At 62.6% G+C, this 20132-nt stretch carries 18 protein-coding genes; 12 read left to right on the top strand and 6 right to left on the bottom strand.

The window, feature by feature from the left end; genetic code table 11:
• Positions 1–427: 427 nt before the first annotated feature.
• From repA to ACGYK7_RS08825, 4 genes are all read left to right on the top strand, one after another.
• Positions 428–1603, top strand: a complete 1176-nt coding sequence (gene repA / locus ACGYK7_RS08840; RefSeq protein ID WP_394401150.1) for a plasmid partitioning protein RepA — start codon at positions 428–430, stop codon at positions 1601–1603.
• On the top strand, positions 1603–2595 hold the full coding sequence (repB, locus tag ACGYK7_RS08835) for a plasmid partitioning protein RepB (protein ID WP_394401147.1): 993 nt from the start codon (positions 1603–1605) through the stop codon (positions 2593–2595). Before repA ends, repB begins: the two co-directional genes overlap by 1 nt.
• Positions 2596–2773: 178 nt before the next feature.
• Entirely contained in the window at positions 2774–3925 is a 1152-nt protein-coding gene (gene repC, locus ACGYK7_RS08830; RefSeq protein WP_394401144.1) for a plasmid replication protein RepC, read from the top strand.
• A 142-nt stretch (positions 3926–4067) separates the two neighbouring features.
• Positions 4068–6044, top strand: a complete 1977-nt coding sequence (locus ACGYK7_RS08825) for a cache domain-containing protein (protein ID WP_394401141.1) — start codon at positions 4068–4070, stop codon at positions 6042–6044.
• Between the two features lie 19 nt (positions 6045–6063).
• On the opposite strand, the gene ACGYK7_RS08820 is transcribed toward ACGYK7_RS08825, so the two are convergent.
• The 5 genes from ACGYK7_RS08820 to ACGYK7_RS08800 all read right to left on the bottom strand — a co-directional run bounded on the left by ACGYK7_RS08820 (position 6064) and on the right by ACGYK7_RS08800 (position 10735).
• Entirely contained in the window at positions 6064–7116 is a 1053-nt protein-coding gene (locus ACGYK7_RS08820; protein WP_394401139.1) for a M42 family metallopeptidase, read from the bottom strand.
• 94 nt (positions 7117–7210) lie between these two features.
• Positions 7211–8524, bottom strand: coding sequence for a TRAP transporter large permease (locus ACGYK7_RS08815; protein ID WP_394401137.1), 1314 nt, complete (start codon positions 8522–8524; stop codon positions 7211–7213).
• The gene (locus ACGYK7_RS08810) at positions 8521–9024 is read right to left on the bottom strand and encodes a TRAP transporter small permease (protein WP_394401134.1); all 504 of its coding nucleotides are present in this window, start codon (positions 9022–9024) and stop codon (positions 8521–8523) included. The genes ACGYK7_RS08815 and ACGYK7_RS08810 overlap by 4 nt, the downstream gene beginning before the upstream one ends.
• A 58-nt stretch (positions 9025–9082) precedes the next feature.
• Positions 9083–10102 (bottom strand): TRAP transporter substrate-binding protein, encoded by a 1020-nt coding sequence (locus tag ACGYK7_RS08805; RefSeq protein WP_394401131.1) that lies wholly within the window; start codon positions 10100–10102, stop codon positions 9083–9085.
• A 138-nt stretch (positions 10103–10240) separates the two neighbouring features.
• Positions 10241–10735 carry a MarR family winged helix-turn-helix transcriptional regulator gene (locus ACGYK7_RS08800; RefSeq protein WP_067266533.1) on the bottom strand — a complete coding sequence of 165 codons (495 nt, stop codon included), beginning with the start codon at positions 10733–10735 and terminating at the stop codon, positions 10241–10243.
• Positions 10736–10872: 137 nt separating this feature from the next.
• Here ACGYK7_RS08800 and ACGYK7_RS08795 point away from each other — a divergent pair, with 137 nt between their 5' ends.
• From ACGYK7_RS08795 to ACGYK7_RS08760, 8 genes are read left to right on the top strand one after another with little or no spacing between them, the layout of a single operon-like run.
• Entirely contained in the window at positions 10873–11823 is a 951-nt protein-coding gene (locus tag ACGYK7_RS08795) for a PDR/VanB family oxidoreductase (protein WP_394401128.1), read from the top strand.
• An 11-nt stretch (positions 11824–11834) separates the two neighbouring features.
• Entirely contained in the window at positions 11835–13169 is a 1335-nt protein-coding gene (locus ACGYK7_RS08790; RefSeq protein WP_394401125.1) for a Rieske 2Fe-2S domain-containing protein, read from the top strand.
• On the top strand, positions 13166–13645 hold the full coding sequence (locus tag ACGYK7_RS08785; protein WP_394401122.1) for an aromatic-ring-hydroxylating dioxygenase subunit beta: 480 nt from the start codon (positions 13166–13168) through the stop codon (positions 13643–13645). The genes ACGYK7_RS08790 and ACGYK7_RS08785 overlap by 4 nt, the downstream gene beginning before the upstream one ends.
• On the top strand, positions 13642–15267 hold the full coding sequence (locus ACGYK7_RS08780) for an AMP-binding protein (RefSeq protein ID WP_394401120.1): 1626 nt from the start codon (positions 13642–13644) through the stop codon (positions 15265–15267). Before ACGYK7_RS08785 ends, ACGYK7_RS08780 begins: the two co-directional genes overlap by 4 nt.
• Positions 15264–16433 carry a thiolase family protein gene (locus ACGYK7_RS08775; RefSeq protein WP_394401118.1) on the top strand — a complete coding sequence of 390 codons (1170 nt, stop codon included), beginning with the start codon at positions 15264–15266 and terminating at the stop codon, positions 16431–16433. The genes ACGYK7_RS08780 and ACGYK7_RS08775 overlap by 4 nt, the downstream gene beginning before the upstream one ends.
• Complete coding sequence (locus tag ACGYK7_RS08770; RefSeq protein WP_394401115.1) at positions 16430–17677, top strand: SDR family NAD(P)-dependent oxidoreductase; 1248 nt, start codon at positions 16430–16432, stop codon at positions 17675–17677. The genes ACGYK7_RS08775 and ACGYK7_RS08770 overlap by 4 nt, the downstream gene beginning before the upstream one ends.
• Positions 17674–18456: a cyclase family protein gene (locus tag ACGYK7_RS08765; RefSeq protein WP_394401112.1), complete on the top strand. Its 783-nt coding sequence runs from the start codon at positions 17674–17676 to the stop codon at positions 18454–18456. The genes ACGYK7_RS08770 and ACGYK7_RS08765 overlap by 4 nt, the downstream gene beginning before the upstream one ends.
• Entirely contained in the window at positions 18453–19178 is a 726-nt protein-coding gene (locus ACGYK7_RS08760; protein WP_394401109.1) for an SDR family NAD(P)-dependent oxidoreductase, read from the top strand. The genes ACGYK7_RS08765 and ACGYK7_RS08760 overlap by 4 nt, the downstream gene beginning before the upstream one ends.
• A gap of 10 nt (positions 19179–19188) precedes the next feature.
• Here ACGYK7_RS08760 and ACGYK7_RS08755 read toward each other — a convergent pair whose 3' ends face one another.
• Positions 19189–20082: an NAD(P)-dependent oxidoreductase gene (locus ACGYK7_RS08755; RefSeq protein ID WP_394401106.1), complete on the bottom strand. Its 894-nt coding sequence runs from the start codon at positions 20080–20082 to the stop codon at positions 19189–19191.
• Positions 20083–20132: the final 50 nt, after the last annotated feature.

The raw sequence follows: 20132 nt of genomic DNA, 5'->3' as shown, positions 1-20132 counted from the left end.
GAGCCCGCGGCCCCATCGCTCGCGCAGAGTGTCAGGACTATCCTTCGGACGCCAGAGCTTGGGGGCGTGAAAATACCCGGGGAGACAGGCTGGCTTAATTTTACCTCACTCAGAAGGTGATAAGGTCAAGATGACCCGGCCCGTGATTCCCGTGACAGTAGGATGTGGCTCTAACTATGGGAAACAAACTCTCCCGTAGACCGAACTTATGGCTGGCACGGAGCACTTGCAGCAAGAATAGTTTTATCATTTATTTACAATAGTTTGAGCTGAATGAGGCATTCTATCTTTGTGTCTGGTCCAGATAATTAATGGCGCCTTGCCCTCTTCTTCCGCAAGAATCTATTGCAAGCTTCGATCCAATCGCATTAAGTAACGGAAACAAAAGCGCTACCGAATAATAGCGTTACTGAGAGCGAGGGCAGATGTGACGGACACGGTACACATCAATACACGGATCCGCCGTAATGCGGAAACGCTTTCCGAGGCGTTGGAAAGTCACATGCTGAAGGTCTTTGCGCCTGACGCACGCAAGGAGTTGCGGCGCTTCTCCGCCGGGGAAGCGGCTGAATTGCTTGGTATTTCCACGAGCTTCCTCCGCAAGCTCCATTTCGACAACAAAATCGTCGATGTCCAGACCAGCCCAGGCGGGCGACGGCATTACAGTGCGGATGATCTGCTCTCGATCCGGCGTACATTGGAATCCACCGCCAAGACCCGCGGCGCCTATCAGCGTGGTCGGCGTGAAGGGGATAAGCTGCAAGTATTGTCCTTTTTGAACTTCAAGGGCGGCAGCGGCAAAACCACGAGCGCGATCCATGCGGCGCAGCGGCTGGCCCTCAAAGGCTATCGCGTCCTCTGTGTCGATATCGACCCACAAGCGTCTCTAACAACGCTGTTTGGCTATCGGCCTGAGTATGATTTCCTGAACTCTGGCACCATTTACGATGCGATCCGCTATGATGATCCCGTGCCCTTGGCCGATGTGATCCAAGCCACTTTCTTTACTGGCATTGATCTGGCCCCCGGCGGGTTGATGCTACAGGAGTTCGAGCACGAAACCCCTCAAGCACTGCTGAACAACACACAGCCTCCGTTTTTCGCGCGTTTGGCTACGTCCTTGCAGGATGTAGAGCAGAATTACGACGTGGTGATCTTCGATTGTCCGCCGCAATTGGGCTATCTGACCATGTCCGCACTCTGCGCCTCAACGGGTGTGTTGATCACGGTTGTCCCGAACATGCTTGACGTCGCATCAATGTCGCAATTCTTACAGATGAGCGCCGATCTGCTTGATGTCGTCTCTAACGCAGGGGCGAGCATGGAGTTCGACTTCCTGCGCTTCCTTATCAACCGTTATGAGCCGAATGATGGGCCACAACAGCAGGTTCTATCCTTCTTGCGGCAGCTTTTTGACGAGGAGGTCATGGTGGCTCCGATGCTGAAATCCACTGCGATTTCCGATGCTGGGCTCACTCATCAGACCATCTATGAGGTCGACCGGTCGCAGTTTCATCGCACAACCTATGACCGTGCGGTGGATTCACTCAATCTTGTGAATGATGAGATCGAAAGCATGATTCAGAAAGCATGGGGGCGGTAATGGCACGTAAAGGCATTCTATCATCCGCACCGGCGAAACCTCCAAAGGCAGAGCCGAAAACGCCCGCGTTAGAGCCGAATAAGAGCCGGAGCAAGCCTAGCCTTATGCCCCGCGGGGCAGTTGGGGCGCTTCAGTCGTCGTTGAACCGAATGCAAGAGAATGCGGTTCAGGAATTAGACGGCAACCTGATTGATATGGCCGGCGTCGAGGACCGTTTGGGGACTGATACGCAGGCTCAAAAGCAGCTTTGCGACAGTCTGAAGACCTATGGACAGCAGGTTCCGGTGCTAGTTCGGCCCCATCCGGAAACCCCGGGACGGTTCGAAATCGTCTACGGACGACGGCGCCTTCAGGCTCTGAAAGCGCTTGGGATGCTGGTTAAAGCCATGGTGCGTCAGTTGGATGACCACGCTCTGGTGATGGCGCAGGGCCAAGAGAACACGGCCCGTCAGGATCTCTCTTTCATCGAAAAGGCCAGCTTTGCTGCGCAACTTGATGTGGGGGGCCATGACAGGCAAACAATCGCGGATGCGCTTTCGATCGACCTGCCGATGGTCAGCCGGATGCTCAAAGTTGGCCATGCGTTCGATCTGCCCTTTCTGCGGCAGATTGGGTCGGCGCCAGCCATCGGGCGAGACCGCTGGATGGCGCTGGTTAAGCTGTTTGAACATGCGGACGCGAGTGAGCGGGCGGAAAAACGCATGGCGCGGCCCGATTGGGAAGGGTTCACCTCGGATGAACGGTTTGAGGCGATTTTCGCCGAGGCGTCGGCGGCCCCTGAGAAGTGCGCCGCGTCCCCCGCGCCAACGGCCAAGCCCCGCACGCTTAGGAGCCGCGATGGCAAGGCACTGGCGGACATTCGCAGCGGCAAGCGTGGTGTCACGGTCACCGTTCCAGCCCGCGCCGCGGCGGGTTTTGATAAATGGCTCGATGCGCATGCAGAAGAGCTTTTGCAGGAGATTCACGACCGCTGGCAGAAGACCCGCGCGTGAGTGATTGAGGAAGTAGCAACAGGAGGCACAACCAAGACCACAAAAGAAAAGCCCCCCAGGATAAATCCCGGAAGGCCCTTCTCAAACTTTGCACCTTCGAGATAGCCCCAAAGATTTATCGATGTCAACTCTACCCGATGGGATAGGGCCGGTAATTTGTTGTCTTTCGTGATTTTAGATGAAAAACACGTTCCGAACTGCGTTCGGGCGGCCGATAGCGGCTACCCAATTGGAATGCGAGGGGCCGGACAAATGGACTTTGCTCGACCGGCTGACAACCGCGGCAGAGGCTTTTGAGCTGTCGCACCGCACTCTCACCGTAATGAAGGCATTGCTGAGTTTCCTGCCCAGCCGGCATATTCCGGATGGGGCGGCGGGCATCGTATTTGCTTCGAACGCCCGGCTCTCTGAACGGCTGCACGGCATGCCGGAAAGCACCCTGAGGCGGCATCTGGCACAGTTGGTTCGCGTAGGCCTGATTGCGCGGCACGATAGCCCCAACCGAAAGCGCTTTGCACGGAACAACGGGGGCGCGATTGCGCTGGCCTTTGGCTTTGACCTCGCCCCTCTCGTTGTTCAGGCAGGGATGATCGAAACCGCAGCTCAGACGGCCGAGGCAGAGCAGGAGCGTTTGCAGGCATTGAGAGACCGCGTTCTCGTCCTCCGGCACGCGCTAATCCGTGAGGGTTGCTGCGAGGGGTTGACTGATGAGGCCGGTCGAGTTCTGCGGCGCAAACCAGACGAAATGGCGTTGGCTCAGCTTGAAAAGGCGCTGCGTGGGGCGCTTGAAAATGCCCGTGGGGAGGAACCTCTGGGCGAAACAGCGCCCGTCCCCCCTGCCCCGTTTGCGGGTCGAATGAGCGGCAGCGACGGCGAAAATGAGCGGCACATACAGGATTCAGATAAATCCTATTTTGACTCTGAAGAGCGCGGCCAAGACAGTAAGAGCCCGTGTACGGCTGACAAGGTCGAACCTGATCATTCGAAGAAAGAAGAAGGCGTCGCGTTTGCAGATGTCGTTAATGCCTGCACAGAGGCGCGCAGCTTTTTCCCGGATGCGATGCGAAATTGGGGGGACATTGTGCGTGTCGGTGACCGAATTGCCCCGATGCTAGGGATTGACCCGCCTGTGCTAAATGAGGCAAAACGAGACATGGGCGCGGAAAGTGCTGCGGTGACAATCCTATGCTTGCTTGAGAAAGCCGCGACAATCCGTAGTCCGGGAGCCTATCTCAGGCGTTTGACGCAGATGGCCCGAAATGGCGCGTTTTCCCTTGGTCCGATGGTCTCTGCCTTGGCTAACAGGCGAAATTGTCAGCTGACAATTTGAAAATCGTAGGTTTTACAGTGGCTTAGAGTAGTTACCGCTTGGCAAATTGGGGGATTGGGCCTTCTATCGGGCAAATTCCCTCCAGATGCTTCACCCTCCTCGGCTCAACGGCTAACTTAGGTGAAGCTCTCCGGGAAAACCCATGACCTCTGTTCGCCTTCGCCTGCTTATCCTCGCGCTCACACCGCTCATCGTGTTGATGCCGCTTCTTTTGGTCTTGGGCATGTCACGCTGGACGGCGGATTATGACGAAGTCCTCATCGCCAATGTCGAAAGCGAGTTGAGGATCGCCAACCAATATCTCGCGCGGTTGCTGGCCCAGACGGGGAATGAGTTGGACGCCGTCGCGGGGTCCGTCGAATTCACCCAAGAGCTGGACGCCCCGACCGCAGATCGAGGCGCGTTCTTCGCCGAGATACGGGACCGGCTGGGTCTGGATTTTCTGCAATTCCTCCCCATCGAGGCCGCCATTGAAGACGGAGAGGACTGGCCCGTGATCGCCCGTGCAGCGCGGGGCCAGAGCGGCGCAGAGATCGACGTGTTCAGCAACGCACGGCTGGCAAGATTGAACGACGCCCTCGCGGTCCGCGCGCAGGTGCCGGTGATCGATACGCCCGCCGCCGTGCCCACGGACCGAAAGATCGAAGACCGCGGCATGGTGGTCCACGCTGCGAGCCCGGTTGATTTGGAGGGCAGACAGGGGGTCTTGGTCGGCGGGATGCTGTTGAACCGCAACCTAGACTTTATCGATACGATCAATGACCTCGTCTATCTCAATGCGGTGACCGGTGGGGACAGGCAGGGCACGGCGACGCTGTTCCTCGATGATCTGCGCATCTCGACCAATGTGCGACTTTTCGAAGATGTGCGCGCCCTCGGCACGCGCGTCTCGGCAGAGGTGCGGGAGGCCGTGCTGATCGATGGCCGCACCTGGCTCGACCGGGCTTTCGTTGTGAACGATTGGTACATCTCTGGCTATCAACCGATCACCGATAGTTTTGGCGAGCGGGTGGGGATGCTTTACGTCGGCTTCCTCGAAGCCCCCTTTGCGCAGGCAAAGCGGGAGGCGTTCTGGTGGATGTTGGCGGCTTTCTTTGCCGTGTTGGCGCTGTCGGCGCCGGTGTTCCTTTGGCTCGCCCGCGGTATTTTCTCACCGCTTGAACGGATGACAAAAGTCATGCACCGGGTCGGCAAGGGGGAACTCTCGGCCCGGATCGGCGCAGTGCCCGCGCGGGATGAGATCGGGGCAGTGGCACATCACCTCGATTGGCTGCTTGAGCAGGTGCAGGAGCGCGACCGGCAGCTGCGCAGTTGGAACGACGCGCTGAACCAGCGGGTCGATCAGCGCACTGCCGAACTGCGCGAGGCAAACGAAAAGCTGGAGCAGACCTTCCGCCAATTGGTGATGAGCGAGAAGCTCGCCTCCATCGGGGAAATCACCGCGGGGGTGGCCCATGAGATCAACAACCCTGTCGCGGTCATCATGGGCAATGTCGATGTCATCCGGGAGACGCTTGGCCCGGGTGCAGAGCCGGTGGCCACGGAACTCGGCTTGATCGACCGGCAGCTGTCACGGATTGAGGTCATCGTCGGTAAATTGCTCAAGTTCGCCGCGCCATCCGAATTCTCGGACTGTGAACATAATATCGCGCTGCGGCCCTTGGTGCAGGACTGCCTTGTGCTCGTCGATCACCTTATCAGTCGGGGCGGGATCGAGGTGCATTGTGATCTGGAAGAGGTTCCGCCAGTACGTGCGGACTCCGGTGAGGTTCAGCAGGTCGTGGTGAACCTCGTGGTCAACGCCGTGCAAGCGATGCAGGGGGCAGGGCGGTTGGCATTGTACCTTAGCCCTGAGGAGCGGGACGGTATGGCCGGTGTGGCGCTATCGGTGCATGACAGCGGGCCGGGGGTGCCTGAGGCGCTGCTCGGCTCGCTTTTCGATCCCTTCTTTACCACCAAACCGGGGGAGGGGACGGGCTTGGGCCTGTCGATCTCTCAGACGCTGATTCAGCGGGCCGGGGGGATCATCACGGTCCGCAATCGGACGGAAGGGGGCGCGGCCTTTACCGTTTGGCTGCCGCAAGCCCCCAAGGATGCAAGCCCCCCTGAACACGCGTAACGCGTAAGGGCAGGGGGCGTCAGGCCGCCTTGCCGTCAAAGCCCTCAAGATAGGCCACGAGGATGTCCAGTGCGGCCTGTAGGTCACCTTTCGACACCATCTCGGTCACCGTATGGATGTAGCGGGTGCCGACCACGATCCCCACGGCCCGCGCGCCAGCGGCAGCTTGCTGCGCCGCCGCGCCGTCTTGTCCGCCTGCGGCGAGCATGGTGCGTTGGAAGGGGATGTCGCGCGTCCCGGCCAGTGTTTCGATATCTCGCACGAGATCCACATCGGCGATGAAGCTGCTGTCGCGCACGTGTAGGCCAAAGCCTTTGCCGAGCCGCGTGGTCGAAAGATGCTCCGGCACGCCGGGGGTGTCGCAGGCCAGCGTCGTGTCGATGCCAAGGCCGATGTCGGGCTGCACCTTATAGGCCGCCGTGCGCGCCCCGCGCAGACCGACTTCTTCCTGACAGGTGAAGGCCACGTGGATCTCCGCCCCGCGCCCCTTGTCGGCCAGCTTACGGATCACCTCGATCCCCAGCCAACAGGCCACGCGGTTGTCGAGCGCTTTGGAGACGAACTGCTCACCCATTTCAAGGAAAGGCTCGTCCATGACCACGAAGTCACCGACCTTGACGATCTCCTTTGCTTTCTCGCCCAGCCCGAGATCGACGAAGAATTCCGAGACTTCGGGGATCTTTTTACGGTCTTCGGGGGAGGAGATGTGAATGGGTTTGCCGCCAGGGTTCATCACGCCCTTCAGGTCGCCCTGATCGGTGCAGACCAGCACCCGGCGCGAGAAGAGGTTGCGCGGATCGAAACCGCCTACGGGCTGGAGGTAGAGGAACCCGTCTTTCGACACATGGCTGACCAGAAAGCCGATCTCGTCCATATGGCAGAGCAGCATGACCTTGGGCGCCTTGCCGTCACCTACCGTCGCATCCCGGCGGCAGAGGAGGGAGCCCATCGCGTCGGTCTCCACATGGTCGAACAGCCCTTCGATCTTACGGGTGATCAGATCGCGCACGCGGTGCTCGCGCCCCGGAACGCCGGGGGTTTCGCAAAGGTCTTTGAGTAGGTCGATGTTCATGCTGGCCTCATCCTTGGTGATTTGGCCGCACTATCGCGCTGCGCCTGCCGAAGTGCAAACAGGCGCGGCGCGATGAGGCTGAGAGGGCAGGGGGCTACATCTGACCCGGCAGGAACAGCACCAGCGCGGGGAAGACCAACAGCAGGATCAGCCGCAGGATATCGACCAGCCAAAAGGGCGTGACCCCGCGAAAGATCGTGCCGGTGGAAACATCGCCGACCACGCCTTTGAGGACAAAGACATTGAGGCCGACAGGCGGGGTGATCAGGCTGATCTCGGTCACGACGACGACGATGATACCGAACCACACCGGATCGAAGCCAAGGCTCGTGACCAGCGGGAAGAAGATCGGCACCGTCAACAGCAGCATCGACATGCTCTCGAAAATGCAGCCGAGCGCGATGTAGATCAGAAGGATCAGACCCATCACCACCCAAGGCCCAAGGTCGAGCGCGGTAACGGTGGCCAGCAGCCCTTCGGGCAGCCCCGCGAGGTTCACGAAGTTGGAGAAGATCCACGCCCCGATCAGCACCGAGAAAAGCGAGGCGGAGGTCAGCGTCGTCTCCTCCAGCACTTCACGCAGGCCGCGCCAGCTGAGCCCGCCGCGCGCCCAAGCGATAAGGAAGGCGCCCGCCGCCCCCATGCCTGCGGCCTCCGTCGGAGAGAAGGCGAGGTGGATCGGCCAGAAGTCCAAGACCCCGTAGAGCCCGCCGATGACCAGTGCGAAAAGCGCCAGCACCGACCAGACGTGATTGAGCGCGCGCAGCCGCTCGCCCCAAGTGGCGCGGGGGCCGGCGGGGCCGGCCTCGGGGTTCATGGCGACGGAAAAGCGCACCGCGCAGAGATAGAGCAGGATGCCCAATGCCCCCGGCACGATGCCCGCGATGAACAGCGCGCCGATCGAAGTCTCGGTCAGCAGGCCATAGATCACGAGGATCACTGAGGGTGGGATCAGGATGCCGAGCGTGCCCCCGGCGGCGATGGAGGCGGTCGAAAGGCTGTCGGAATAGCCGTATTTGCGCATCTCCGGCATGGCGACCTTGGACATCGTGGCGGCGGTGGCGAGCGATGAGCCGCAGATCGCCGCGAAGCCCCCGCAAGCGACGATGGTGGCCATGGCCAGACCGCCCCGGAAGTGGCCCAAAAAGGCGTTGGAGACTTGGTATAGCTCGCGGCTGATCCCGCCTTTGTTGACGAAAAGCCCCATCAGGATGAAGAGCGGGATCACCGACAACCCGTAGTCTTGGCTGGTGTCGATGATCAGCCGCGACACCATGGAGATCGACGCGCGGTAGCTGGTCTCATAGACCAGCCCGATCATCCCGACGAGACCCATGGCAAAGGCAATCGGCAAGCGCAGCAAGACGAGGATGAAAACGGCGGCAAAGCCGATGGCAGATGCGATCATGTGGCAGGGTCCAGAAGTTGCGGCGCAAAGAGGCGCAAAAGCCCGCGTAGGATCAGCACGACAGTGGTGAGATAGGTCATCACCGCGATGAACATGCCGATGTAGAAGGTCGGGATTTCAAGATATTCGGTCACGTCGCCATAGCTGAGCGCGCGGTAGGCGAGGTCGACGACCCGCCCCGCCGGAAACCACAGCATCGCCCCGCAGCCCAAAGTCACCAGCCCGTCGCGCCAGCGTTGCAGCCCCCAGTTTTCAAAGGGGCGGTCCAAAAGATCGGCGGCGATATGCCCCTCGCGGCCCGACAGGACCGGCAGGGCAGAGAAAACGATCAGCGCGATGCCGATGCGGATCAACTCGGTTGCGGCTTCGATGGGTGCATTAAAGACCGACCGCATGATGACATCGGCAAAGGTCAGCACCATCAGCGCGAATAGCGCGAGTGAGGCCATCGTCATCGGCAGGGCCGAGAGGGCGGTGGTTAGGCGGATTAAGCTGCGCATGGCGGTTCCCTGGCTGGGGGCCGACCGCCTGTGCGCCCGGCCCCTTTGGCGGTGGGGGTTATTGGTTGGCCTTCGCCATTTCCTCACGCATCATCTCATAGGCGGCCTGCCCATCGACACCGGCCGCGTCGAGCTCTGCGATCACCTTGTCGCGCACCTTGGCGGCCATCTCGGCAAAGCGGGCCTGATCTTCTTCCGAGGCGGTGACGATCTTGTTGTCGCCTGCGGCCTCAGTCGCCTCACGCGCGTCGACGTCGCTTTGATCCCAGACAGCGCCCATCATGCGGCTCGCCGTCTCGCCAAAGACCTCGCTGTCGAGCTTTTGTTGCACGTCTTCGGGCAGGCTGTCGAAGGTCTCTTGGCTCATGATGACCGAGAAGGAACCGCGGTAGAACCCGCCGGGCATTTCATAGACGTTCTTGGCCACTTCGTTGAGCTTGAAGCTGATCCGCTCGCCCATGTTCATAGCCACCGCATCGGCGGCCCCGGAATCGAGTGTTTCGTAAACCTTGGGCGCGGGCACCTGAATGCCGACAAGGCCAAGCTCCGCCCCCACATCCGCCGAGACACCACCGCCAAGGCGGGTTTTCAGCCCTTGCAGATCGTCGAGGGTGTTCACTTCCTTGTTGGAGTGGATTTGCCCCGGCCCGTGGGTGGTGAGCGCGATCACCTTTACGCCGCGGTGCTCGTCCAATTCAGACAGCATCGCCTCATGCACGCGCCAATGGGCAACCGATGCGGCCTCGGCATTGCCTTCGTAGCCGGGGATCTCGACCAGTTTCGTGCCGACGAAACGACCGGGCGTGTAGCCGTGGAACAGAATGGCGATATCGGCGGCCCCGTCCAGCAGCAGGTCCATCTGCGCGGGCGGCGGGGCGAGGCCATTTTTCAACTCGGTTTCGATCAACCCGTCGCTGGCTTCCGACATCATGTCGGTCAGTTGGGTAAACATGCCGGTGTTGACCGGGTGGCTTGGCGGCAGCCATGTGGAAATGGTCAGCGTCTCGGCGGCGAAAGCGCCGGTCGCGGTGCAGAGCGCAAGCGCACTCGTCGTGAGAAACTTGGTGAATTTGGTCATTTTGGGCTCCTCCCCATACCGTTCGATATGCCTTGACGGGGTTCTCCCAAACCCGTATCGCCAAGTATATGCTTTTTCATGTATTCACATTTACAGCACGATTGGAACCATTTTTTGCGCCCGGGGCAAGGGCGCTGATCAGCCGCGAAGATCGCCCGTGTCGTCCAAGGCGGCGAGGAGCGATTTCAGCGCGGGTTTCAACTGCGCCCCCTCGTTGCCCTTTAGCATCTCCATCAAGGCCGCCTCATGGCGCCGCGCTTGCGGCACCAGTTCGGCGGCCAGCGCGCGGCCCGCGTCGGTCAGATAGACCCGCACGCGGCGGCCGTCGGCAGGGTCGCTGCGGCGAAGCAGCAGGCCGCGTTCCTCCATCTGGGCAATGATCCGCGTCAGACGGGATTGTTCGGCCAGCGCCCGGCGCGCGAGCTGCGTGATCATCGCGCCATCGGTGTCCGACAGGCAGGCCAACACGCGCCATTCCGGCACCCGCAGCCCCGCCTTGCGCACCTGCGCGTGGAACTGCGCGCTCGCCACATCGCTGGCCGCCGCCAAGAGATACAGCAGGTAATCCGAGACGAATCCCCCCTCCTGACCCGTCTCCTTTTGGGCGGTTGCATCGGTCTTTTGCTGCGTCACACCAGTTAACCCTTTGATGGAAAGAGGGCTCCTTGCGCCTCGGCCTCCCTAAATGGCGGGCAAAGTCGCGCTTGGCAAGAAAACCCTTGACCGAAACTATATGAAAAATCATATTGTTTGGCAGGGGAGGACATCACATGTCGAAGATCAACGCCATCGTGCGCAGGGTCACAGCGCTGACCGATCGCATCAGCGAGTTCGAGTTTGCAGCCGCCGACGGCGGCCCGTTGCCGATCTGGGACGCGGGGGCGCATGTGCTTTTCGATCTGCCTGATGGCGACACCCGCGCCTATTCCCTGATCACCTTCGATCCGATCCCCGCGGCGCCTGAGAGCTACCGCATCGCCGTCCAGCGTGAGCCCGAGGGCAAGGGCGGCTCGACCCATATGCACGGGCTGAAACCGGGAGCAGGGATTACCTGCGGCGCGCCAAGGAACGATTTCCCCCTGTCCCCGGACGCGCCCGCCGTGCTGCTGGCGGGGGGGATTGGCATCACGCCGATGATCTCGATGGCGGCGACGCTCAAGGCCGCGGGGCAGGATTTCGCTTTTCACTATACGGGCCGCAGCGCGCCCGTCATGGCCTACCGCGATGCCCTGCGCGACAGTTTCGGCGATGCGCTGCATTTGCATTGCGATGATGACGCCACGGCGCTGGACCTCGGCGCGGTGATCGCGAGCCTCGGAGCCCATGCGCATCTTTATGTCTGCGGCCCTAAAGGGTTGATCGACGCGACCAAGGCACAGGCCGAAGCCGCGGGCGTCGCCGCCGAGCGCATCCATTTCGAACTCTTCGACGCGCCGCAAGAGCAAGATGGCGACAGCGCCTTCGAGGTCGAAGTCGCTTCAAGCGGAGAGGTTTTCACCATCCCCCCCGGCCAATCCATCATCGACGTGCTGGAAGCGGGCGGCGTCGATGTCATGTACGACTGCCAGCGCGGCGACTGCGGCATCTGCCAATGCGATGTGCTCAGCGGCACCCCCGATCACCGCGATGTGGTCCTGTCCGAGGCCGAACGCGCGGCGGGCAATGTCATGCAAATCTGCGTCAGCCGCGCAAAATCTCCGCGCCTTGTGCTCGACATCTGAGGGAGGAACTCATGGGACGTTACGACAGCCCGGCGGCCTTGGCCGCCCTCGTGCAACCACATCAGGTGCACCGCGATATCTACACCGACCCAGAGGTGTTCCAGCAAGAGATGAAGCATCTTTTCGCTAATGCCTGGGTCTTTGTCGGCCATGAAAGCCAGACCCCGAACAAGGGCGATTATTTCAGCACCCATATCGGCACCCAGCCCGTCATCCAGGTGCGCCATTCGACGGGCGACATCCATGTGCTGCTGAACCGCTGCCCTCATAAAGGCACCAAGATCGTGATCGACCGGCAAGGCAATACCGGCAAATTCTTCCGCTGCCCCTATCACGCATGGAGCTTCAAGACTGATGGCTGTCTCTTGGCGATCCCGCTCAAAAAGGGCTACCAGAACACCGGGCTGGAAGAGACCGACAGTGGCAAGGGGATGCGCAGCGTCGGCGATGTGAAAAACTACCGGGGCTTCATCTTTGCGCGGCTGGCCGACGAGGGCATGAGCTTCGAAGAGTTCTTTGGCGAAAGCCTGTCCTCGCTCGACAATATGGTTGACCGCTCCCCTGCGGGACGTCTCGAAGTCGTCGGCCCACCGCTGCGTTATATGCACCATTGCAACTGGAAGATGCTGGTCGAAAACCAGACCGACACCTGTCACCCGATGGTGGCGCATGAAAGCTCTGCCGGGACGGCGGTGAAGCTCTACGAAGAACTGGGCCTGCCCGAGGACGCACCCAAACCCCCCGCGATGGAGATCATCGCCCCCTTCATGTCGCCTTACGATTTCTTCGAAGGCATGGGCATCCGCACTTGGCCCAACGGGCATGGGCACACGGGGGTAAACCACTCTATCCACTCGGATTATTCCGCCATCCCCGGTTATTTTGAAGCGCTTTGCGACAGCTACGGGGAGGAAAAGGCCAAGGCGATCCTCGACGAGAACCGCCACAACACGGTCTATTTTCCCAACATCATGATCAAGGGGCCGATCCAGCAGTTGCGGGTCTTCATACCCATCGCCGCGGACCGGACCGTGGTGGAAAGCTACATCTACCGCCTTGTCGACGCGCCTGATGAGCTGACCGCCCGTACCGCGATGTACAACCGCATGATCAACGCGCCCACCTCCATCGTCGGCCATGACGATCTGGAGATGTACGAACGCGCGCAGGAAGGGCTGATGGTCGACGGGCTGGAATGGGTGAACATCCAACGCCTGATCGAGGAGGACGAGGATTTCGAGGTCGAGGCGGTCGAAAACGGCACCACCGAACGCCAGATGCGCAACCAATTCCACGCTTGGGTCAAGTTCATGACGATGGGCCAAAAGACGGAGGCGGCGGAATGACCGTGAGGCGCGAAAGCCTGATCGACTTCATCTATGACGAAGTGCGCATGTTGGACGAGGGGCGCTATACCGAATGGCTCGACCTCTGGCTGCCGGATGGGCACTATTGGATGCCGTTGGACTATCAGCAGAAAGACCCGATCAACGAGACCTCGTTGATGTATGAAGATATGTTCATGCTCAAGCTGCGCGTCGAACGTCTGAACGGCGCGCGCACCTTTAGCCAAAAGCCCAAAAGCCGCTGTCACCATGTCATCCAACGGCCCTTCGTGGATGAAATGGATGCGGAGGCCGGGCATTTCGTCACGACCACCTTCATGCATTACGTCGAGACGCGGCTGGACGAGCAGCAGTTGCTCGCCGTCACCGCGCGGCATGAGCTGGCGCGGGTCGAGGGGCGTCTGCGCATTGCCAACAAACGGGTCGATATCGTGAATTGCGACGCGGCCTTCCGCAACATCCAGTTGCTGCCATGATCGGGGCAGCGACTGAGACGGTCTGTGCGGCCTTTGAAGACACCGCCGCGCGGCACCCCGAACGGGGTTTCCTGAATGTCCTGCCGGAAACGGCGGACATCTACGGCATCGCGGCGGGAGAGGTGACTTATGCCGACGCCGCGCGCGAGGTTGCGGCCCTGCGCAAGCGCATCTCGGCGGCGGGCTATCTGCCCGGGCAGCGCGTGATGTTGCTGATGGAAAACCGCCCGGCCTTCTTCCTCTGGTGGCTGGCGCTGAACGGACTGGGCCTGTCGGTCGTGCCGGTGAACCCCGATCTGCGCGCGGCTGAGCTGAGCTATATGATCGACCATGCCGAACCGGTCTTGGCCGTGGCGATCCCTGCGCGCGGCGAGGACTTGCGCGCGGCGGCACGGCAAGCCGGGCGCGACATGCCGGTAATCGCACCGGAGGATCCCTTGCCCGCCCCCGCGACGCGTGAGACCATCGCGGCACGGCAAGGCGGGGCGGAGGAGGCCGAGGCCGCATTGCTCTACACCTCGGGCACCACCGGCCAGCCCAAGGGCTGCATCCTGACCAATACCTATTTCCTCGACGCCGGGCGGTGGTACGCTGACACCGGCGGGCTTTGCGCCCTTTCGCAAGACGGCGAGCGGATGATCACGCCGCTGCCGATCTTCCACATGAATGCGATGGCCTATTCCTTCATGGCGATGATCGCCGTGGGCGGCTGTCTCACTGCGCTCGATCGCTTCCACCCCCGCAGCTGGTGGGCCTCGGTCCGGGCCTCGGGGGCGACCTGTCTGCACTACCTTGGCGTGATGCCGTCAATGCTCATGGGGGCCGAGGCGAGCGAAGCCGACCGCGACCATGCCGTGCGCTTTGGCTTCGGCGCGGGGGTCGACCCGAAACTGCACGCCGCCTTTGAGGCGCGTTTCGGTTTTCCGCTGGTCGAGGCTTGGGCCATGACCGAAACCGGGGCGGGGGCGGTGATCTGCGCCAACCGCGAACCGCGCCGCGTGGGGGAAAGCTGCCTCGGCGCGCCCGAAGGGGGGCTGGAGGTTCGGCTGCTCGACGATGCCGGGCAAGAGGCCGATCAAGGCGAGTTGCTGGTGCGCCGCGCCGGTGCCGACCCCCGGCGCGGGTTCTTTGCGGGCTACTTCAAGAATGCCCAAGCCACGGATGAGGCTTGGGCGGGCGGTTGGTTCCACACCGGCGACATCGTGCGCCGCGCGCCGGATGGTGCGATGTATTTCGTCGACCGCAAGAAAAACGTGATCCGCCGCTCGGGCGAGAACATCGCGGCGGTCGAGGTGGAATCGACCCTGATGCGCCACCCCGCCGTGGCCAGCGCCGCCGTCGCCGCCGTGCCTGACCCGGTGCGGGGGGATGAGGTTTTCGCCTGTATCGTGCCGAAGGACGCCAGTGCCGACCCTGCCGGCCTGGCCCGTGAAATCACCGAATGGTGCCTGACGCAGCTTGCCTATTACAAGGCCCCCGGCTTTATCGCCTTTGTCGAGGCGCTGCCGCTGACGGCGACGCAGAAACTCCAACGCGGGGTGCTGAAAACGCTGGCCGCCGATCTGCTGGACGATTCCGCCACGCAAGACCTGCGCGGGATGAAGAAACGGACGGCGGCATGAGGCGCAGGGGCTACGACGGCGTCGTCCTCGCGGCGCCCACCTCGGTGCCCTATGCACGCTATAGCAATGAGACCGCCCATTGGTGGATCGCCCGCGCCTTGCGCGCGATGCTGGGCAAGGCCGGAATCGCGCCGGGCGCGCTGGACGGGTTTTCGGTCTCCAGCTTTTCGCTCGCGCCGGACACGCCGGTCGGGCTGACCCAGCATTTGGGGCTCAGCCCGCGTTGGCTCGATACCGTGCCGACGGGCGGGGCCAGCGGGGTCATTGCGCTGCGCCGCGCGGCGCGGGCGGTGCAGGCGGGCGACGTGGATGTGGTGGCCTGCGTGGCAGGAGACGCGAACCGGATCGACAGCTTTCGCACCCTGCTCAGCGGCTTCTCGCGCTTTTCGATGGATGCGACCTTTCCCTATGGTTTCGGCGGCCCGAACGCGAGTTTCGCCCTGCTGATGGACCGCTACATGCAGGAATGCGGCGCCACGCGAGAGGACTTTGGCCAGATCGCCGTGGCGCAACGGGCCAATGCGCTCTGCTATCCCGATGCGCTGATGAAAACCCCGCTGACCCTCGACCAATACCTCGATGCGCGCATGATCTCGGACCCCATTGCGCTATTCGACTGCGTGATGCCCTGCGCCGGGGCCGAGGCGTTTTTGGTCATGCGCGAGGATGAAGCCCTGCGGCGCGACCTGCCCTTCGCGCGGATCAGCGGCACCATCGAGCGGCACAACGCCTACCCCGACGACCCGATGCAACTGCGCGGCGGCTGGGGCGTGGATATCGCTGAGCTCTACGAGATGGCGGGCCATGGGCCGGAGGGGGTCGATCTGCTGCAAACCTATGACGACTACCCGGTGATCTCGATGATGCAGTTCGAAGACCTCGGGTTCTGCGCCAAGGGGGAGGGGGCCGCCTTTGTGCGGCGACGGGATCTGACGATCAACGGCGATTTCCCCCATAACACCTCGGGCGGGCAATTGTCGGTCGGCCAAGCCGGGGCTGCGGGCGGCTATCTGGGGCTGGTGGAGGCGATCCGGCAGGTGACCGGGCAGGCCGAGGGCACACAGGTGACCAATGCCCGGCGGGCCTTGGTCTCGGGCTTTGGCATGATCAACTATGACCGGGGCGTCTGCTCTGCCGCGGCGATTATCGAGGGGGGCGCGCCATGACCGATCCACTGAAGCCGCCCCGAAAGAAAAACCCGCAAAAGCGCAGCAGGGTGCCGACGCTGCCGCCCGCGCAGCGCTCGCGCGCGGCCCTTGGCCTTGCGATTGCCGCCGGGCGCGGCACCTTTGCCTTGCAACACTGCGCCGATTGCGGGGCGGTGCAATACCCCCCACGCGATGCCTGCTGCAAATGCCTCTCCGTCGCGCTGGCGTGGCGCGAGACAGACCGCGCAGGCGAGGTGCTGGCCGAAACCACGATCCGCGTCTCGCCCGACCCGTATTTCCGCGAGCGTCTGCCGTGGCGCATCGGCACGGTGCAACTGGCCGCGGGGCCGGTGGCGGTGTGCCATCTGCATGGCGACGTCGGGCGCGGTGATGCGGTGCGGCTGGCCTTGAAACTGGACCGGGCCGGGCAGGGGGTCATGGTGGCCCTGCCGCGAAAGGGAAGCGAGTTTATGCAAGACGACTCCGTGCTGCGCGAAATGTCGAGCGATCCGAAACACCGGCGGGTGTTGATCACCGATGCCCGCTCTCCCTTGGCCCTGCCGCTGGCCCAAGCGCTATTAAGCGCAGGCGCGGCGGAGATATTTCTGGGCGAGCCGGAACATTGGCGCCGGTGGGAAGGCCGCGCGGCCTTCGAGGGGATGGAGAGCGTCAGCCTCATGCCGCTCGATGTCACCGATGGGGCTTCCGTCTCGCGCCTCGCCGCCGAAATCGGAGGCAAGGTCGATATCCTGATCAACACAGCTCAATTCATCCGCCCCGGCGGGGTGCTGGGCAGTGACACGGTCTTTGCCCGCGAGGGGATGGAGACCAACGTGCTGGGCCTGATGCGATTGGCGCAGGGTTTTGGCTCCGCGATGGCCTCACGCACGGCGGATGGGGTCAATGCGGCGGTGGCTTGGGTCAATCTCCTGTCGGTGGGGGCCTTGGCGCCCGAGGCGGGGTTCGGCGGCTTCGATGCCTCCCAGGCGGCGGCGCGGTCGCTCAGCCAAACGATGCGGGCGGAGTTTGCCGGATCGGGGCTGCGGGTGATGAATGTCTACACCGGCCCCGTCGATGACGAATGGCGCCAACCCCTGCCACCGCCCAAAGTCGCCCCCCGCGCGCTGGCGCGGACAGTGGTGCGCGGGCTGGTCGATGGGTTGGAAGAGGTCGCCTGCGGTGACGTGGCCCAGGACGCGCTGGCCCGCTGGCTGGACAATCCGGCCTTGATGGAACGCGAAACGCGGGGGAGCGGCGCATGAGCGATCCAATCACGACACTGGTCGACGCACTGGCAAGCGGTGCAGCAAAGGTCATCGACCTGACCCATAGGCTCGACCCAGACTTTCCGGTCATCGTCCTGCCGCCAGAGTTCGGGCAATGCGCGCGGTTTCGGATGGAGGAGGTCTCGGCCTATGATCATCGCGGCCCGGCGTGGAAGTGGCATAACCTCACGCTGAACGAACACACCGGCACCCATTTCGACGCGCCCATTCACTGGGTCTCGGGCAAGGACGTGGCCCATGGCGCGGTCGATGAAATCCCGCCCGAAGCCTTCATCGGCCCGGTCGTGGTGATCGACTGCTCGGCGGGGGCGGCGCAGAACGACGACTTTGAGCTGACGCCCGAGATCATCCGCGATTGGGAGGCCCAGCACGGGCCGATCCCCGCCGATGTTTGGGTGCTGATGCGCAGCGATTGGTCGAAACGCAGCGGGGCGGATTACCTCAACATGCGCGAGGACGGCGCCCATTCGCCCGGCCCCACGCCCGCCGCCATCGAACTGCTGCTAGAGCGCGGCATTCGCGGCTTTGGCACGGAAACGGTCGGCACCGACGCGGGGCAGGGGATGCATTACGACCCGCCTTTCCCCGCGCATTACCTGCTGCATGGGGCGGGGAAATACGGGCTGCAATGCCTGTGCAACCTCGACCAACTGCCGCCCACGGGGGCCATGCTGATCGCACCGCCGCTCAAGATCAAAGGCGGCACTGGCAGCCCATTGCGGGTGCTCGCGCTGATACCGGGAGAGAGAGTATGACCGAATACACTGCCGTCATCACCGGGGGCAGCAAGGGCATCGGCGCCGATCTGGCGCAGCGGCTGCTTGAGCGCGGCTATCGCGTGATCTCGATCGCCCGAGGCAAGCCGGAATGGAAGGCGGAGGGCTGCGAGCATATCGAAGCCGACCTGCTCGACCCCGCCTCCGTCGCCGCCGTTGCCGCCGACATCGCCGCGCGCCATGAGGTGACCCATCTGGTGCATAACGCGGGGTTGATCTGGCCCAATCTGGTTGAGGAGGCCAAGCCCGAAGACATCACCGGCCTTGCGCAACTGCACCTCGGCTCGGCCCTGACGCTTCTGCAAGCCTTCCTGCCCGCCATGAAGGAAGGCGGCTTTGGCCGGGTGATTTTCAACGCCTCCCGCGCCGCCTTGGGCGCGCCCACGCGCACGGCCTATTCCGCCTCGAAAGCGGGGATGATCGGCATGGCGCGTACATGGGCGCTGGAGCTTGCGCCGCATGGCATCACCGTCAATGTCGTGGCCCCCGGCCCGGTGCAAACGGATAATTTCTGGGGCATCATCCCGAAAGAAAGCGAACGCGAAGCCGCGCTGGCCAAGCGCATCCCCGTGGGGCGGTTGGGGCAGGTGGAGGACGTGACCAACGCCTTCCTCTTCTTCTGCGACCCGGCCAGTAGTTTCGTTACCGGCCAGACGCTTTTCGTCTGCGGCGGGTCGAGCATCGGGACGCTGACGCTCTGAACCCTCGGGCTTAACCCTTGCGGAAATGCTGCACCAATTCAGGGACATAGGCATCACCCGCGCCCTTTTCGACGACGTTGGAAAGGGCGCGATAGACCCCATCGGCAATCTCGACCTGCGCGCCCGCTTGGGCGGACATCTGGCGGTAATAGTCGAAGTCCTTCAGCGCGTTGCTGATCGCGAAGGGCAGCGCCTCGCGGTCGCCGCTGGTGATGAAGGGCGACAGCCGATCAAGCGCGACACTGGCGCCGCCGCCGCCCGCCAAGACATCCACGAAACTCTGCGGATCGATCCCCGCATCCGCCGATTGCGCCGCGGCCTCGGCCAGCAGCGACATGAAGCCAACCGAGACATAGTTGTGCAGCAGCTTCAGCCGATGGCCCGCGCTGACCTCGCCCACATGTTTGACCTCCTCGGTAAAGGCCGCGAGCACCGAAGAGACCTTTTCGACCGTGGCCGCGTCACCGCCGACGAGCAGGTTCAACTTCCCCTCATGGGCAAACTGCGCGGTGCGGGTCATCGGCGCATCAATGAAATCGCCCCCCGCCGCCTTGACCGCCTCGGCCATTTTCAGCGTCGACGCGGGCAGGGAGGTTGAGCAATCGACGACCACAGCACCCGGCTTCAGCCCCGCGATGACGCCGCCCTCTCCGGTCAGGATCCCTTCGACCTGCGGCGAGCCGGTGACGCAAAGGATGATCACATCGGAGGCGGCGGCCAGATCGCTCAGGCTGTCGAAGGCCGTGGCCCCCAGACCGTCCAATTCATCGGTCGGCTGGTTGCCGGGGTGGTCGAAATAGCCAAGCGCAAATCCCCCGCGCCGCATCACGTTGCGGGCAATTCCGTGGCCCATCAGGCCGACACCGATCATACCGATTTTCATGGATTTTCCTTCGCTTGCCACCGCCACCCCTGCGGCGGTTCCCTTGGGGAAAGTTCTAGCGGCCCGCCCGG

Origin of the sequence: Sulfitobacter sp. 1A15299 (genome assembly GCF_043556915.1) — a bacterium.
GTDB lineage: Bacteria > Pseudomonadota > Alphaproteobacteria > Rhodobacterales > Rhodobacteraceae > Sulfitobacter.
The sequence above is the reverse complement of the archived record's forward strand: the minus strand, read 5'-3'. Positions and strand labels throughout refer to the sequence as shown.

Bases quoted from the DNA above. Each gene is read 5' to 3' on its own strand.
- repB (WP_394401147.1), top strand. From the start codon at position 1,603: ATGGCACGTAAAGGCATTCTATCATCCGCACCGGCGAAACCTCCAAAG.
- repC (WP_394401144.1), top strand. From the start codon at position 2,774: ATGAAAAACACGTTCCGAACTGCGTTCGGGCGGCCGATAGCGGCTACC.
- ACGYK7_RS08825 (WP_394401141.1), top strand. From the start codon at position 4,068: ATGACCTCTGTTCGCCTTCGCCTGCTTATCCTCGCGCTCACACCGCTC.
- ACGYK7_RS08820 (WP_394401139.1), bottom strand. From the start codon at position 7,116: ATGAACATCGACCTACTCAAAGACCTTTGCGAAACCCCCGGCGTTCCG.
- ACGYK7_RS08815 (WP_394401137.1), bottom strand. From the start codon at position 8,524: ATGATCGCATCTGCCATCGGCTTTGCCGCCGTTTTCATCCTCGTCTTG.
- ACGYK7_RS08810 (WP_394401134.1), bottom strand. From the start codon at position 9,024: ATGCGCAGCTTAATCCGCCTAACCACCGCCCTCTCGGCCCTGCCGATG.
- ACGYK7_RS08805 (WP_394401131.1), bottom strand. From the start codon at position 10,102: ATGACCAAATTCACCAAGTTTCTCACGACGAGTGCGCTTGCGCTCTGC.
- ACGYK7_RS08795 (WP_394401128.1), top strand. From the start codon at position 10,873: ATGTCGAAGATCAACGCCATCGTGCGCAGGGTCACAGCGCTGACCGAT.
- ACGYK7_RS08790 (WP_394401125.1), top strand. From the start codon at position 11,835: ATGGGACGTTACGACAGCCCGGCGGCCTTGGCCGCCCTCGTGCAACCA.
- ACGYK7_RS08785 (WP_394401122.1), top strand. From the start codon at position 13,166: ATGACCGTGAGGCGCGAAAGCCTGATCGACTTCATCTATGACGAAGTG.
- ACGYK7_RS08780 (WP_394401120.1), top strand. From the start codon at position 13,642: ATGATCGGGGCAGCGACTGAGACGGTCTGTGCGGCCTTTGAAGACACC.
- ACGYK7_RS08775 (WP_394401118.1), top strand. From the start codon at position 15,264: ATGAGGCGCAGGGGCTACGACGGCGTCGTCCTCGCGGCGCCCACCTCG.
- ACGYK7_RS08770 (WP_394401115.1), top strand. From the start codon at position 16,430: ATGACCGATCCACTGAAGCCGCCCCGAAAGAAAAACCCGCAAAAGCGC.
- ACGYK7_RS08765 (WP_394401112.1), top strand. From the start codon at position 17,674: ATGAGCGATCCAATCACGACACTGGTCGACGCACTGGCAAGCGGTGCA.
- ACGYK7_RS08760 (WP_394401109.1), top strand. From the start codon at position 18,453: ATGACCGAATACACTGCCGTCATCACCGGGGGCAGCAAGGGCATCGGC.